This window comes from Marinomonas algicola (genome assembly GCF_014805825.1).
Classification (GTDB): domain Bacteria; phylum Pseudomonadota; class Gammaproteobacteria; order Pseudomonadales; family Marinomonadaceae; genus Marinomonas; species Marinomonas algicola.
The window spans coordinates 1087625-1102190 of sequence record NZ_CP061941.1; the positions used below are offsets into that span (position 1 = coordinate 1087625).

Genomic DNA, 14566 nt, shown 5'->3' on the forward strand with positions numbered 1-14566 from the left:
TTTGCTTACGGCCTTGATGCTCTAATGTTAAGGTAATCTTCTTCAGAATCATTTTCATCAAGCGCGTTATTTTCCTTTTGATGTATCGTATTGATGCTTTCTATATTCGGCTTTATTTTGAGGCTTAACTTTTCAGATATTCCTTTTACTGAGTACACCATGACTTCCTCTTCAGCTTCCCCTAGTATTTCCGGAAGACCGGAAAACACTTTATTTTGTATGTCTGGGAGTGTGAAAATTTCTTCGCTGAGTAGTAACGAATCAACACTTTCAGACTCTTTAAGTACCATCATTTGTTGAATTAATGGTTGAATTCTATCTGTATAAAATGCGTTGTCTTGAATGATGTCGTTAACATGTGGTGTACCTTGATGCAGGCTGATATGGAAATGAATTTCTGGTGTATCAGCATACATATCGGTTTCTAATAATGTTTTAACAACACCTAAAAATACTTCAGCTGTGCAGATGGCGTTTGTGTATAAATGGTCGTTAGAGTTTTGTGCGGCGTAAAAAATAATCGCTGAATGGCCTTCATATTGATGTACTTGACCAAGAAAGGACTCGCTTGCCTGGAATAAGGCTCTATAGATGGGGGTCAATAAATTTGCCACTTGCAATGGTTGCATTGTTTCATGCCATTCTTCTAAATTTCGTATTTCAAAAAATAAGGCACAGCTTCTTTGATTTTGTTCTTTGAAAATCTCATCAAAGTCGATTTCATATTGTGGAATATCGGCTTGTGTTTGATCAACTTCTTCTTTCATCCAATCTGTTTTTTGAGCCGCCTCTGTGGCTTGGGCGAGTTGATACGCCTCTACGTAAAAGGTTTGGGGTACTTGTGCATCTTTATGTTTATGGGATAACGCTTCTAATACATCGGTGATTTTATTAATTGGAGAAAATAGGAATCGACTAAGAAAGAAAATAATGCAAATAGCAAATACACAAATAAAAATAGCAAGACTGATAAGAAACTTCCTGATTTCAGCTAATGCTTTTTGTGAAGGGGTGCGATCGAGTGTAATCAGAACATGGCCAACGACTTCGTTACGAAATTTCACGCTTGAACTGTATACAAGTTGAGCCTCATCAGGTCTAATTTCAGTACCTTGAACAAAACTTTTTGCATTGCCACTGTTTGCTTCCGCGAGAAGTTCATCTTGTTTGTTAAAGACACGAGCACTAATGATGTTATCATCAATAACAAGGCGGGTAAGCAGGACGTTTAGGCTTAGTAGGTCATTATTTAAAATAGATTGTGTAGCGTTAAAAGCGGCTTGTGTCGATAAACTACTGCCGAGAACTTCTGTTTGTTGTGCTAGATAGGTCTCAAGAGCGCTGGTTAACGTGTACCAAAATAAGACCACTGTAAAAGTAATTAAAATAACAAAGGACGAAACCATAATGAGCGCCGCACTTAAATTACGACGACAAAAGCTAAAAAAATGTTGTGTCTTTTTGGTGTTTTCCATTTAACAGTATTTCCTGCAACTTGATGTTAAGTGCTCAGTCACTCTTTTATATCGGCTATAAATGAGAATCTTTAATGTAAACGTGCACTTAGATAAAATTAGTATATTTGATATAGTGTACCCAATTTAAGTAAGGGGAATTTTATGTCTGCTAGTATTACGTTAATTGGGTGCATTACTTTACCTTATTTAGAAGGGTTTGAGTCATGGATAAAAAAAGGGAATGCATTCGTTGGTAAGAACCTGTTAACAGATGAATCTGATTCGTATGATGTTGTGCGTTATGACCTTGACCACCCCTTTGTTGAGTCTGAGTTAGTTGCTGTAAGGGAGTATTTGTTATCATTATCTGATAGTACGAATATTGATCATGTATATCAATCAAAGTCTATTGATATCACCCAAGCTGGTGTGGCCGTTTTTGATATGGATTCTACCTTAATTCAAGCTGAAGTCATGGATGAGCTGGCAGTGGAGTTTGGGATAGGTGAAAAAATTTCCAAAGTTACAGCCAGTGCGATGCGAGGTGAAATAGATTTTACGGAGAGTTTTGTTCAGCGATTAGCGTTGCTTGAAGGGTTAAGTAGTGATGTGATGGATGGGGTATACCATCGAATTGTCCATATGGATGGGATTGCGGACCTAATGAAAGTGTTGAATTACTATCATTGGCACACAGCGGTTTTATCGGGTGGCTTTACGTATTTTGCTGATCGTGTTGCAAACGAATATTCTATTTCTGAGGTTCATGCGAATGTGTTAGAAATTGAAAGTGGCAAATTGACAGGGAAACATATTGGTCCAATTGTAGACGCGGCTCGTAAGAAAGTTTTATTAGAAGAAATCGTCTCAAACCGCAATGTAGATTGGTCTCAGACAATTGCTTGTGGTGACGGTGCGAATGATTTATTGATGTTAAATCAAGCGTCTTTAGGTGTGGCTTTGCATGCTAAACCCTTAGTTAGGCGTGAAGCGCCACACCCAATAAATACATTAGGTTTAAATGGGATTTTGTACTTACTCGGTTTGACATCAGCTAAGATTCGGACAATTGTAAATACTTAAATTAGGTTAATAAAGGAGTGTATTCTTGCAGGAAATAAAGTTATCAGAAGTCGATTTGAATTTGCTTTACATATTGCAGGTTCTTATTGAAGAGCTGAATGTCACTAAAGCGGCGCAACGGTTGAACGTTAGTCAGCCTGCGGTAAGTCGATCGCTGTCTCGTTTAAGGGAAGTGTTTGGGGATCCTCTTTTTGTTAGAACATCTCATGGGCTGTCTCTTACCTCGAGAACGGAGAGTTTAGCGCCATTTTTAACGGATATTTTGAAAGGGCTTGAAAATCTTATTCAGCCTCCTGAGTTCACTCCCTTAACGTCTAGTCGTCGATTTTCGCTATCGACAACTGACTTTGGCGTATTGACAGTATTGCCAAAAATTCTGGATAGTTTTAGACAGTCAGCACCTCATGCCGTATTAGAAGTTAAGAATTGGAATGAGGAAACGTCATTTGAATTAGATTCGAACGAAATAGATGTTGCTGTTGCTGTCTTATCAAAAGAGCCTCCAAATAGCGTTCGATCCGTAAAGCTCGATACAGATAAAATGGTATGTATTGCACGCGCTAACCACGATCAATTAGAAGGTAAATTAACATTAGAGTCCTATGTTAACTTACACCATGCTCAAGTCGTTCTTGGTAAAAGAGAGTTAGCGGCTGTTGATCGAATCTTGGCTAAGATGGGCCATCAAAGGCATATCGCCGTCCAGTTACCAAATTTCGTTCCGGCCGTGAGGGTGGTTGAAAGCAGCGACTTATTGCTGACAGTACCTAAGCTATTTGCATCTGATATAATTTCTTTGAATTCCAATCTTGCTGTCTATGACTTGCCATTTGAAACCAAAGAGTTTGACTACTCCATGATCTGGCATGAGCGATATGAATTTGACCCTGGTCACCAATGGTTAAGGGGAATTATACAGCAAGCCTTTATTTAGCCACATTTACCATCTAATGAGAGAGGTTATCGAACTCAGCTCAGCCCTTATTCTGAGTTTGATAACTGTGCTATCCATTCTTTAGCCAGCATTTCGACAAGGCTGTACCGTCTTAGGTCCATAGCATTTTCCAAAAAAGTAAAGTTTTCATCAAGGTAATCGAATAATATTTTTTCCCTTAATTCTATTAATGCTTTTAGCTGCTCACCTTGCTCAAAAGTAACGTCTTTACGTTCTAATAAATGACTTAATACTTCTTTTCTAGATGAAACCTCAATGTCATAATGGTTTTGTAGCACGTATTTGGCTAAATCCAATATAGATGCAACGAGCAGTTGGAATGAGTGTTCAATCACCATTTTTTCATCTTGGCTAATGGGTTGTTTGTTTTTTTGCTTACGAAAGGCATCTAAGCGTTTGATCATGGCGTGCTGGTGTTCTAAGAGTGCTTGTTCCCATTCTGTATTTCTCATACCACTATTCTCATTTTGGGCGAATTCGGTTTAACTAATCATAGTGTAGTTTAGAAACTAGAAAATGGGTAAAAATCGTACGTCTGATCGGTGTCAATGGTTCTGTGTGCTGGTATGTGAAGATAGCCATCGGTTACGCATGAGGCGAACAGAGCCCCTGAACTTTGTTGCGCATGCGGTTGAGCTTGGTTATTGTCCGTTAGGTAAGCTCTAAGGAATTCATCTCGGCCAATTGCTTTGGCTCTTTGTAAGTCGGTCTTTACTTTAAAATGCTTTGGTCTATTAAATGTCTCTCCTGAATGACCTAAAATAGCGGTACGAGCAAACCAATGAAAAGTAACCAATGTTGAACTTGGGTTACCAGGAAGACCGATGAAGTGAGTGTTGAATACGCGCCCAAAGACAATAGGTTTACCAGGCTTTATGGCGACTTTCCAAAGAGAAAGGAAGCCATTTTCCTCAATAACTTGTTTAATATGGTCTTCCTCCCCAACAGATACACCTCCGCTTGATAAAATGAGTTCACAATCACGAGAAAGGTTTTTTAATGCCGTTTCTATGTCGACAGTAGTGTCTTTAGCATGCAGCACTTGTTGGACGGAGTGGCCTAGCTCTTGGACTAAACTGACTAGCATTAGACTGTTGCTATTGTATATTTGCCCCAATTCTAAAGACGATGCTTCAGGTGAAATAAGCTCGTCTCCTGTGGTCAATATGCCAACTTTTAGTGGTTTAAAACAATTGAGTTGATTCACGCCTAAACTGGCTAACATACCAATGTGTTGCGGTTTTAATCTGGTTCCTTTTGCTAACACACATTGTCCTTTTTTAACATCCTGACCGGCCAGCCTGACATTGTCGCCTTTTTGGGGTAGTTGAGTAAAAGTGACTTGACCGTGGTGGTCGATACTTGTGTTTTCTTGCATGATGACAGTGTCAGCGCCTTTAGGAATGATGGCGCCTGTAAAAATTCTAGCACAGGTACCTTCCTGAAGTTCGGTGGGAGAGCTGCCTGCCGGAATCCGCTGACTAACGTTTAATGGCGTATTCTCTTTACGATCTGATAATCGCAGTGCGTACCCATCCATAGCACTGTTGTCTGCAGGTGGTATGTTGATGTTAGCCATAATGTCGACCGCTAATACTCTATTTAAGGCTTGATTTAACGGTATGGTCTCTGGTTGCACTAAGCATGGGCTGGCTTTTTCTAGAGCGGTTAAGGCTTCTTCAAACGCCATCATGGATGGTTGAGGCATGGTATTATCTTCCAAGATTTTTGATAGAGAGTGATGAGTTCAACCTTTGTAAGGCCCCAGTAGCATTTCAACAAAGTTACATGGGCGACAAGTCGCATCTAATTGATCCGCAAGGATCTTAGTCCACGCTGTTTTGCATGCACTGGTTGAGCCGGGTAAACAGAAGACTAATGTTTTATTTGCTAATCCGGCAACGGCACGAGATTGTATGGTTGATGTGCCAATTTCATCGTAAGACACTTGTCTAAAAAGCTCGCCAAACCCTTCAATTTTTTTATCAAACAGTGGCGTCATCGCTTCTGGAGTGCTGTCTCTAGAATAAAAGCCCGTGCCGCCCGTGATGATAATGACATGGACGTTTTTATTTGCTATCCATTGAGAGGTTACCGACCGCATATCATAAATATCATCTTTTACTAACCCACGTTGAGCTAATTGATGACCTGCTTGAGTTAGCATAGAGACCAAAGCATCACCAGATGTATCTTCTGCTAAGCTACGAGTATCTGATACGGTCAGAACGGCGATGTTAAGTGGTCTAAATGGTGCACGTGATTTTGTCATGTTGTTATCCGTTTTTAGCCGCCAGTAGCACTCATAAAGCGCAATATTTGGGGTTCTTCATTTAAGTTAAAGTGGTGTTTTTCAGGTTTTAACGCTAGGGCTTTTACAATAGCGTCTTCTAATGTAAATGGGTGCTTTGCAGGTACGCGTAAGTAAGGTCTTAAATCCATAGAGTGTTCATTGCCGAGGCAAAGTAACAATCGACCTTCTGCTGTTAATCTGACACGGTTGCATGTAGAACAAAAATTATGGCTGTGAGGCGAAATGACCCCAATATGCCCAGTGTGATGTTCAACATCAAAGTAGCGGGTAGGTCCACCGGTTTTTAATGCACTAGGAGTAAGTGTTAAATGTGCGTCTAAAAGACGAATAACCTCGTCGCTGGACATGTAAGCCGCGGCTCTGTCATGATCGGTAATAACACCAAGTGGCATTTCTTCTATAAAGCTTATGTCCATATCTCGGAGTAAGGCAAACTTAGCTAAATCAACAATTTCATCGTCATTTTGGTTTTTTAAAATAACGCTGTTGATTTTATTGCGTCTGAAGGCATAGCGATTCATCTCTTCAATACCGTCTATGACCTGGTGAAATTTATCTCGGCGAGTCATTCGTTCAAATTGTTCTGGTTTTAATGTGTCTAGGCTGACGTTAATACGTGACACACCGGCATTAAATAAATCCTTTGACATTTTTTTTAGTTGAGAGCCATTGGTGGTTAATGTGAGTTCTTCTAACCCTTGTGTATTGCTTATTTGGTCTAAAGCCCACAAGATGTTTTTTCGAACGAGTGGCTCTCCGCCCGTTATTCGTATCTTTTTACTTCCCATCTTAATGAAGGTTTGTGCAACGGTAACAATTTCTTCCAGAGACAGTATGTCTTTACGCGGCAAAAAAGTGACGTCTTCGTCCATGCAGTAAGTACAACGAAAATCACAGCGGTCGGTTACAGAAATGCGGACATAATCAATGTGTCGACCAAACGGGTCTATAAGATTTGCAGTGTTCAAAAACATTACCTCATGAAGAATAGTATTCATAAAAGCAAATTACATTTAAATATGCAAAAATGAACCTCATAATATACATATTGGGTCAGGAACCTTGAATTCAATGTAGCCGTATTTCCTGTGTATAAATTTTTTGCTAAAGACAAATTAATATTGATCCTTAATAGGTAAGGAGTTTCAGTGAGTGACGTTGTTGCAAATCTAATTTCATTATTAAAATTAGAATCAGTAAGTGAAAATGTATTTATCGGCCAAAGTCAGGATTTGGGTTACCCAAAGTTGTTTGGTGGGCAAGTGGTTGGTCAGGCACTGAGTGCGGCACATCAAACCGTCGAGAATAGGGCACCACATTCATTGCATTGTTACTTTTTACGTCCTGGTAATGCCAGCTTGTCTATAGAATATGAAGTCGAAAGAGTGAGAGATGGCGGCAGCTTCAGTGTGCGACATGTGACGGCTAAGCAAGAGGGGAAAAGTATTTTATCAATGACCGCTTCTTTTCACATCGAAGAAGAGGGATTTGAGCATTTTGATCCTATGCCAAGCGTCCCTAGCCCTGATGTGTTCGAGTCGGAATTAAGCCTCTATCAACAGCATGCCGATGAACTGCCAGCTAAATTAAGGTCTCTATTTCTTTCAGAAAGGCCGATTGAGTGTCGAGTTGTAGAAAACCAAAATCCATTTCGCCCTCGACACGGTATGGCAAAATGCCATATGTGGATTAAAAGTATTTCTCCTCTGCCAGATGATGATCTTGTTCATCAATCTATGCTGGCTTACACAACAGACTATGGCTTTTTATCAACAGCGCTTATGCCGCATGGTATCTCTATTGGGAATCCTTATCTAAACATAGCGAGTTTGGATCATTCTATTTGGTTTCATCGCCCATTTCGTTTAGACGAGTGGCTGTTATACGTTGCTGACAGTCCGTCCGCGAGTAATGCAAGAGGTTTTGTAAGGGGGAAAATATACGATAAAGAAGGTCGCTTAGTGGCGTCTACCGCTCAAGAAGGGCTAATACGTTACAGAAGAAAATGAATGTGAATAAGAAAAAAGGCTTATGGTTGGTGTTGTTTTAATGCCCAATTAACATGCTCTTTGACGATGTCAGATTCATGTTGTTGGCGCTGTTTTAACGCGTCAACAATTTCTGTTGAAGTGGCTGCATTACCAAGCGCTATGGCTATGTTTCTGAGCCAATTGATGTAGCCAGTGCGTCGAATAGGTGAGCCTTCTGTTTTCTTTAAAAATTCGGCTTCATTCCACAAAAATAAGGTCGTTAAATCGGCATTATCTAGGTTATGTCTAGGCTGGAAGTCATCTTCTTGTGTGTGTTTTGCGTATTTCGTCCACGGACATACTAGTTGGCAGTCATCACAACCAAAAATTCGATTTCCCATTTTAGGTCTTAAATCTTCCGGAATGCTACCGTCGTATTCAATGGTTAGGTAGGAAATGCATTTTCTTGCGTCTAAAACCCAAGGTTCAACAAAGGCATCGGTGGGACATAAATCTAAGCATGCCGTGCAACTGCCGCAATGCTTTTTGATCTGAGGAGAGTCAATGGGGAGTGGCAGATTAGTAAAAATCTCACCAAGTAAGAACCAACTTCCAGCTTTAGGAGTGAGTAACAGCGTGTTTTTGCCAACCCATCCCATCCCAGCTTCTTCGGCGACTTGTCTTTCGAGGATTGGAGCGCTGTCGACAAACGCTCGATAACCATGATCACCCACATGCTCCTGAATTTTTTTCGCCAGCTGAGTTAACCGTTTTCGAATAAGTTTATGGTAGTCTCTGCCCAAAGCATAACGGGCAATGTAGGCCTTGTCTGTCGTCTTTAAACGCTTTACGGTTTCAACTGACTGAGGTAAATAATGCATTCTTAATGAGATTATTCGGCGGGTTCCGGGGTGCAGTACATCCCCCTTGAAGCGCATGTCGCCATGGTTTTCCAAGTAAGACATGGTGCCTTGATAGCCGTTTTTTACCCACTGATCATAGTTTTCTTGGTGATGAGTATGGTCAATTCCTGTTACTTTTGCTTCAGCGAAACCAAAGTCAGTTGCCCAAAGCTTTATCTTTGATGCAAGTTCGTTAAGGGATTCAGGAGATGTGATAAAAGTGCTTTGCTTTGCAGGCTCTAAAGACATGAATAGACAGCTTGAGTGGTTCTGAGAGAAAGGTCGAGTTTAAAAAGTAATATAAGCGCCTAACGAGATTGTATTCGTTAGGCGCTTAATATCAGTACAGCATTGAATCGCCTTTGACGACGTCGATCAGTGTTTTTATAAACATTTTATCGGCTTCTGTCATTTCTTCAGGAATTTTCAATGTTGTTTGATTGGATACTTCCATCGCGATGGTGTGGAAAGCATCTTTGTCGTTAATGTGCTCTTTAGCGATACGTACTAATTCTGCTGAAAGTTCGGGTTCCATCAAAATTTTTCGAAAACAGCGCAAAAATTCATCAATAATACGTTGTTGGTTTAGTTCACTCGCCATTTTAGACTCCTTATACAGTTATTAGGCGTATATCACCACGAAGGCACGTTAAGAGCAATAGTTGAATGCATGGAAGATAAAAAATGTTGACAACTGACGCCTGATTTTGTGAGAATAAAAACATAATTTTAGCTAACATCATTGCTAAAAACCTACTTTAGGCCAACAGCCTATCATAAAGAAAGCATGCCTTTCTTCATAACATATAACACTAACATTGATTCTCTGTTTGTGTTGTCTCTCGCGAAAAGACGCGTACAGTATAGAAACTTAAATTATTTACCGTTAATTAATCAAATAATGACTTTGTGTCTGCATAACTTGTGCAAACTTTGTCTAATCAACTTTTATCTGCCTAGCTGATGCGGTTACAATACGCACACATAAATGAGCATAAAGATAAAATATAGAGGGTATCAAAAGGTGGAGTTATTATCCGGTGGTGAAATGATCGCCCGCTTCCTCAAAGATGAGGGAGTTGAATTTATATATGGTTATCCAGGTGGCGCAGCATTGCATATTTATGATGCTTTGCACCGTCAGACCGATGTTAAGCATATTTTGGTAAGGCACGAACAAGCGGCGACGCACATGGCTGATGGCTATGCTCGTGCAACAGGTAAGCCTGGTACGGTTCTTGTTACGTCAGGTCCTGGTGCAACGAACACAATCACAGGCATCGCAACGGCTTATATGGACTCGATTCCAATGGTCATTATATGCGGTCAGGTGATGAGCTATTTAATCGGTGAAGATGCGTTCCAAGAAACGGATATGATTGGTGTTTCTCGCCCAATTGTTAAGCATAGCTTTACCATTAAGCATCCTTCAGAAATTCCTAGTGTGCTTAAGAAAGCGTATTACATTGCTTCTTCCGGTCGCCCTGGACCTGTTGTTGTCGACATCCCAAAAGACATGACGATGCCAAATGATAAGCATGAATACTCTTATCCTGAATCGGTTTCGCTTCGTTCTTACACGCCGCCAACAAAAGGTCACAGTGGTCAAATTAAAAAAGCGGTTGATCTGATTTTATCCGCTAAGCGTCCGGTTTTTTATACGGGTGGTGGTGTCATTTTAGGTGGTGCTTCTGAGTTATTGGTTGAATTGGCTCAAACGCTTAATTTCCCAGTGACGAATACGCTTATGGGGCTTGGCGCTTATCCAGCAACGGACAAGCAATTTGTCGGCATGCTTGGTATGCACGGTAGCTATGAAGCAAACATGACAATGCATCATAGTGATTTGATTGTTTGTATCGGTGCTCGCTTTGATGACCGAGTGACCAATGACCCTGATAAATTTTGCCCTGGAGCAAGAATTGTCCATATTGATATTGATCCGGCTTCTATTTCTAAAACCATTCGTGCTGACGTGCCGATTGTTGGACCGGTTGATCAAGTATTAGTTGAAATGCTAGCTCTTATTAAAGAATCTGAGAAAAAGCCAGATGCGGCTAATAATGCGCATTGGTGGAAGCAAATTAATGAGTGGCGTTTAGTGCATGGTGGTCGTTACGATACCAGTAGTGAAAAAATCAAGCCTCAAGCGGCGGTTGAAGCATGCTGGAGAGCAACAAATGGTGATGCTTTTGTTGCCTCTGATGTAGGCCAACATCAAATGTTTACCGCTCAGTATTATAAGTTTGATAAACCGAATCGTTGGATTAACTCTGGTGGCCTTGGCACAATGGGTTTTGGTCTGCCTGCGGCAATGGGTGTTAAACTGAATTTCCCTGAAAGTGATGTTGTGTGTGTAACAGGAGAAGGCAGTATTCAAATGAATATTCAAGAGCTTTCAACCTGTTTGCAGTATGGTTTGCCCGTTAAAATTCTATGTCTTAACAATGGTTATTTAGGTATGGTTCGCCAATGGCAAGACATGAATTATGAAGGTCGCCATTCGAACTCCTTCATGGATTCTTTGCCAGATTTTGCCAAGCTTATGGATGCTTATCAGCATAAATATGTTGAAATTGCGACAAAAGACGAACTTGATGAAAAAATGGCCGAAGCTTTCGCGATGAAAGATCAGCTGGTATTTATTAATTGTTTTGTAGACCCAGAAGAGCATGTTTATCCTATGCAGGTTCCTCGTGGGGCTATGCGTGATATGTTCTTGAGCAAGACGGAGCGAACCTAATATGCGACATATAATCTCAGTTTTAATGGAAAACGAACCGGGTGCTTTGTCGAGAGTCGTAGGTTTGTTTTCACAACGTAACTTTAATATTGAATCGTTAAACGTTGCGACAACGGATGACCCTACTTTATCTCGATTAACTTTGACGACATTTGGTTCTGATCAAGTTGTAGAGCAGATTACTAAACAGCTTAATAAGCTAATTGATGTAATCAAACTGGTCGATTTAACCGAAGGTCAGCACATTGAGCGCGAGCTTATGTTAGTAAAAGTGCGTGCAACTGGTGCGCAACGAGCTGAAATAAAGCGAACTGTTGATATCTTTAGAGGCAATATTGTTGATATGACGCCTTCTATTTATACCGTTCAAATTGTGGGTGAATCTGATAAGTTGGATGGTTTTTTACAGGCTCTTGGCTCGGTTCATTTGCTTGAAGTTGTTCGTACAGGTGTTTCAGGTATTGCACGGGGAGAGAAAGTTCTAAGCGTCTAGTTTGCTTATAACGCTCATCAGTTCTCGTATTACGATCGCCTAAGCCCCATGGTTGTAACTTAGTTGCTGTGGGGCTTTTTTGTTTATTCTAGGTGGTAAACCTTCGCTAAGAAACTTTTATCGAGTTTTTAACGAACGCCAATCTGTTCCCAGAATGCCTTTACAATAGGGTTGACTAGACTTTTCTTGAGAGTGAAAAAGCCAACATCAAATGCTTCTAACTCTGGTTGTATGTCTAAAATCGTAATCTTGCTTGCTAAAGGGCTATTATCTAAAACAATTTTGGGTACAACGCCAACACCAAACCCAAGAGAAACCATACTTACAATGGCTTCATTACCTGACACTTGAGCATATATGTTGGGCTTAATGCCTTTTTGCTTGAACCAATGATCTGATCGAGTTCGAGCAAGGCCCTCTTCTGACAATATCATTGGGATCTCATTCCATAACAACGCTTGTTTATTCGATAAGCCAAGCATGTTGCTTGCCAGTGAATCATTAGGTGCGATGAATACCAATGGTGAGATAGCAATGCGCTTAAATGCTAAATTATTTGGAATGCTTGATGGGCGAGCGGCGATGGCTATGTCTTCATTCTTTTCGACAATTCTAGAAAGTGCCAGTGCCGTATCTCCAGTGTGAAGTTTCATTTCTATCTTAGGGTGGAGCCCTCTGAATTGGCTTAGAATATCGTATAAAAAGCTATAACTTGCCGTCACAGAGCAATAAAGGCTAATTTCCCCTGTTAACTGAGCGCTTTGAATATCTAATGATTGTTTAAAAACTTGCCAATGGGTGAGGCTTTCTCGGCAGTAGGTCTGAAAAACTTGTCCTTCTCTTGTCAAAGAAACTGAACGGTTGTCTCTGGTGAGTAAGCAGTGACCTAAGTTTTCTTCTAGTTGCTTTATATGGCGGCTTAGTGTGGAAGGGCTCATATGAAAGGCATCACTTGTTCGGCTGAAGTGAAGCGACTCAGATAAATGTAAAAAAATTTTGAGTGTTTTAATATCCAAAGAAATAAAACCTGTTATTGGGTTAGCGAAGTAGCATAGTACAAACTTTTGAGGTGCCGCAACAATAAATGTTTTATCGGTTATTTTGTAGGGAGGGTTACTTGAAAAGAAGCGTCAGCTTAATAAGTAAACTGACGCTTTGCTTTTTAATGATAAACGCTAGCCGACGACTGTCGCAATAGCATCACACAAGTAGTCGATATTTTCATCGGTAATGCCGGCAATGTTCATACGGCCAGTATCCGCAATATAGATTGAGTATTCACTTCTTAAGGTGCGTACTTGTTCAAGCGTTAATCCAGAATAGGAAAACATGCCTCGTTGAGCACGGATGAAGCTGAAATCTTTTTTGACATCGGTTGATGCAAGTTTTTCTACCAGTTTACTGCGTAGTGTGTTGATACGGTTGCGCATCGAACTTACTTCATCAGTCCATTCCGCTTTGAGATCTGGGTCGTTCATAATGGTATAAACAACAGCCGCACCGTGAGCAGGTGGCATTGAGTAGTTTGCACGAATGGCCAAGCCGATAATTGAATAAGCATTGCTTGCCTCTTCTGATGTTTCAGCAATGATACTCAATCCACCACAGCGCTCTCGGTAAATGCCAAAGTTTTTAGAAAAAGAGTTGCAAATAAGCATGTTTGGAATAATTGAAGCCATGTGTCTAAGGCCTGCCATGTCTTCGTCTAAACCGTCTCCAAAACCTTGATAAGCGGCATCAACAAGAGGGAGCATGCCTTTTTCTTTAACCAGTGTTGTTATTGCCTCCCATTGTGAGAAGGATAGATCTACACCTGTTGGGTTGTGACAACAAGCGTGAAGTAGAATTGTATCTCCTGCTTTAGCCTGGGCTTTTAGTGTGGCTATCATGTCGTCGAAACGTATTCCATTTGTTTCAGGGTCGTAGTAAGGGTACGTTTCAATGTTCAGTCCCGCGCTGCGGAAAATTGGTAAATGATTACCCCATGTTGGGTCACTTACCCAAATTCTTGGGTTCGGTAGATTTGCTCCAATAAAGTCAGCCGCTACTTTAAGTGCACCTGTTCCACCTGGGGTCTGTGCTGAAAAAATACGCTTATCTTGAATAATTGTGCTTTCTTTGCCCAATAGTAACTCTTGAATGACGGTGGCAAATTCTGGTGCGCCATTTATACCTAGGTAGCTCTTTGAGTCTTCCTGTTGCAACAAAATGGCTTCTGCTTTTTTGACACTGTTTAAAACAGGTGTATTACCGTTATCATCTTTGTAAACACCAACACCTAAATCTATTTTTTTTGGGTTCGGGTCATTCCTATGAGCAATGATTAGAGCAAGTAAAGGATCGCCAGGAACGGCGCTTAGATGTTTAAACATGATAAAAATAGGTCCTAGTGAGTAGTGAAAAAATGGCTTTAACCCTTTGTCGTGATAGAATTGATACAAAGATGATCTATGTAGAAACATGCTTCGTAACCTATAATTCTATATTCAACATTGTAAAGCCATTAAATAGGTTTGTTGCTATAAAATTAATGGTTATATGAACTAATGAATATAGCACCAATTAACTGTTTATTGTGCCCTTTTTTGTACGAAATACAATGCAAAAAAACATATAATTGAGGCTTTTTTTAATGGATTATTCTGACTA

At 40.4% G+C, this 14566-nt stretch carries 14 protein-coding genes; 5 read left to right on the top strand and 9 right to left on the bottom strand.

The window, feature by feature from the left end; all coding sequences use genetic code 11:
* Positions 1-5: 5 nt before the first annotated feature.
* Positions 6-1475 carry a hypothetical protein gene (locus tag IEZ33_RS04910; RefSeq protein WP_191602590.1) on the bottom strand — a complete coding sequence of 490 codons (1470 nt, stop codon included), beginning with the start codon at positions 1473-1475 and terminating at the stop codon, positions 6-8.
* A 144-nt stretch (positions 1476-1619) separates the two neighbouring features.
* Between IEZ33_RS04910 and serB the strand changes: the two genes are divergently transcribed.
* Complete coding sequence (gene serB, locus IEZ33_RS04915; protein ID WP_191602591.1) at positions 1620-2540, top strand: phosphoserine phosphatase SerB; 921 nt, start codon at positions 1620-1622, stop codon at positions 2538-2540.
* 25 nt (positions 2541-2565) lie between these two features.
* On the top strand, positions 2566-3474 hold the full coding sequence (locus tag IEZ33_RS04920) for a LysR family transcriptional regulator (RefSeq protein WP_191602592.1): 909 nt from the start codon (positions 2566-2568) through the stop codon (positions 3472-3474).
* A gap of 47 nt (positions 3475-3521) precedes the next feature.
* Here IEZ33_RS04920 and IEZ33_RS04925 read toward each other — a convergent pair whose 3' ends face one another.
* Genes IEZ33_RS04925 through moaA form a run of 4 tightly spaced genes read right to left on the bottom strand, consistent with a single transcriptional unit; the run spans position 3522 to position 6777 of the window.
* Entirely contained in the window at positions 3522-3947 is a 426-nt protein-coding gene (locus IEZ33_RS04925) for a hypothetical protein (RefSeq protein WP_191602593.1), read from the bottom strand.
* Positions 3948-3997: 50 nt separating this feature from the next.
* Positions 3998-5203: a molybdopterin molybdotransferase MoeA gene (locus IEZ33_RS04930; protein ID WP_191602594.1), complete on the bottom strand. Its 1206-nt coding sequence runs from the start codon at positions 5201-5203 to the stop codon at positions 3998-4000.
* Between the two features lie 39 nt (positions 5204-5242).
* Positions 5243-5767 carry a molybdenum cofactor biosynthesis protein B gene (gene moaB / locus IEZ33_RS04935; protein ID WP_191602595.1) on the bottom strand — a complete coding sequence of 175 codons (525 nt, stop codon included), beginning with the start codon at positions 5765-5767 and terminating at the stop codon, positions 5243-5245.
* 14 nt (positions 5768-5781) lie between these two features.
* A complete protein-coding gene (gene moaA, locus IEZ33_RS04940) occupies positions 5782-6777 on the bottom strand; it encodes a GTP 3',8-cyclase MoaA (RefSeq protein ID WP_240009637.1) in 996 nt (331 codons plus the stop codon).
* Between the two features lie 180 nt (positions 6778-6957).
* Between moaA and IEZ33_RS04945 the strand changes: the two genes are divergently transcribed.
* The gene (locus IEZ33_RS04945; protein ID WP_191602596.1) at positions 6958-7818 is read left to right on the top strand and encodes an acyl-CoA thioesterase; all 861 of its coding nucleotides are present in this window, start codon (positions 6958-6960) and stop codon (positions 7816-7818) included.
* Between the two features lie 20 nt (positions 7819-7838).
* On the opposite strand, the gene queG is transcribed toward IEZ33_RS04945, so the two are convergent.
* Together queG and IEZ33_RS04955 are read right to left on the bottom strand one after the other, a co-directional pair.
* Positions 7839-8930: a tRNA epoxyqueuosine(34) reductase QueG gene (gene queG / locus IEZ33_RS04950; protein ID WP_191602597.1), complete on the bottom strand. Its 1092-nt coding sequence runs from the start codon at positions 8928-8930 to the stop codon at positions 7839-7841.
* Between the two features lie 91 nt (positions 8931-9021).
* Entirely contained in the window at positions 9022-9282 is a 261-nt protein-coding gene (locus IEZ33_RS04955) for a hypothetical protein (RefSeq protein WP_191602598.1), read from the bottom strand.
* Positions 9283-9705: 423 nt separating this feature from the next.
* Between IEZ33_RS04955 and IEZ33_RS04960 the strand changes: the two genes are divergently transcribed.
* Both IEZ33_RS04960 and ilvN read left to right on the top strand, forming a co-directional pair.
* The gene (locus IEZ33_RS04960) at positions 9706-11424 is read left to right on the top strand and encodes an acetolactate synthase 3 large subunit (RefSeq protein WP_191602599.1); all 1719 of its coding nucleotides are present in this window, start codon (positions 9706-9708) and stop codon (positions 11422-11424) included.
* Position 11425: 1 nt separating this feature from the next.
* Complete coding sequence (ilvN, locus tag IEZ33_RS04965) at positions 11426-11917, top strand: acetolactate synthase small subunit (protein ID WP_191602600.1); 492 nt, start codon at positions 11426-11428, stop codon at positions 11915-11917.
* A 128-nt stretch (positions 11918-12045) separates the two neighbouring features.
* Here the strand turns inward: ilvN and ilvY are convergent, their stop codons facing one another.
* Entirely contained in the window at positions 12046-12933 is an 888-nt protein-coding gene (ilvY, locus tag IEZ33_RS04970; protein ID WP_191602601.1) for an HTH-type transcriptional activator IlvY, read from the bottom strand.
* Between the two features lie 159 nt (positions 12934-13092).
* Entirely contained in the window at positions 13093-14289 is a 1197-nt protein-coding gene (locus IEZ33_RS04975; RefSeq protein WP_191602602.1) for an amino acid aminotransferase, read from the bottom strand.
* Between the last annotated feature and the right edge of the window lie 277 nt (positions 14290-14566).

Bases quoted from the DNA above. Each gene is read 5' to 3' on its own strand.
- ilvN (WP_191602600.1), top strand. From the start codon at position 11,426: ATGCGACATATAATCTCAGTTTTAATGGAAAACGAACCGGGTGCTTTG.
- IEZ33_RS04925 (WP_191602593.1), bottom strand. From the start codon at position 3,947: ATGAGAAATACAGAATGGGAACAAGCACTCTTAGAACACCAGCACGCC.
- IEZ33_RS04975 (WP_191602602.1), bottom strand. From the start codon at position 14,289: ATGTTTAAACATCTAAGCGCCGTTCCTGGCGATCCTTTACTTGCTCTA.
- IEZ33_RS04910 (WP_191602590.1), bottom strand. From the start codon at position 1,475: ATGGAAAACACCAAAAAGACACAACATTTTTTTAGCTTTTGTCGTCGT.
- IEZ33_RS04955 (WP_191602598.1), bottom strand. From the start codon at position 9,282: ATGGCGAGTGAACTAAACCAACAACGTATTATTGATGAATTTTTGCGC.
- moaB (WP_191602595.1), bottom strand. From the start codon at position 5,767: ATGACAAAATCACGTGCACCATTTAGACCACTTAACATCGCCGTTCTG.
- IEZ33_RS04930 (WP_191602594.1), bottom strand. From the start codon at position 5,203: ATGCCTCAACCATCCATGATGGCGTTTGAAGAAGCCTTAACCGCTCTA.
- queG (WP_191602597.1), bottom strand. From the start codon at position 8,930: ATGTCTTTAGAGCCTGCAAAGCAAAGCACTTTTATCACATCTCCTGAA.
- serB (WP_191602591.1), top strand. From the start codon at position 1,620: ATGTCTGCTAGTATTACGTTAATTGGGTGCATTACTTTACCTTATTTA.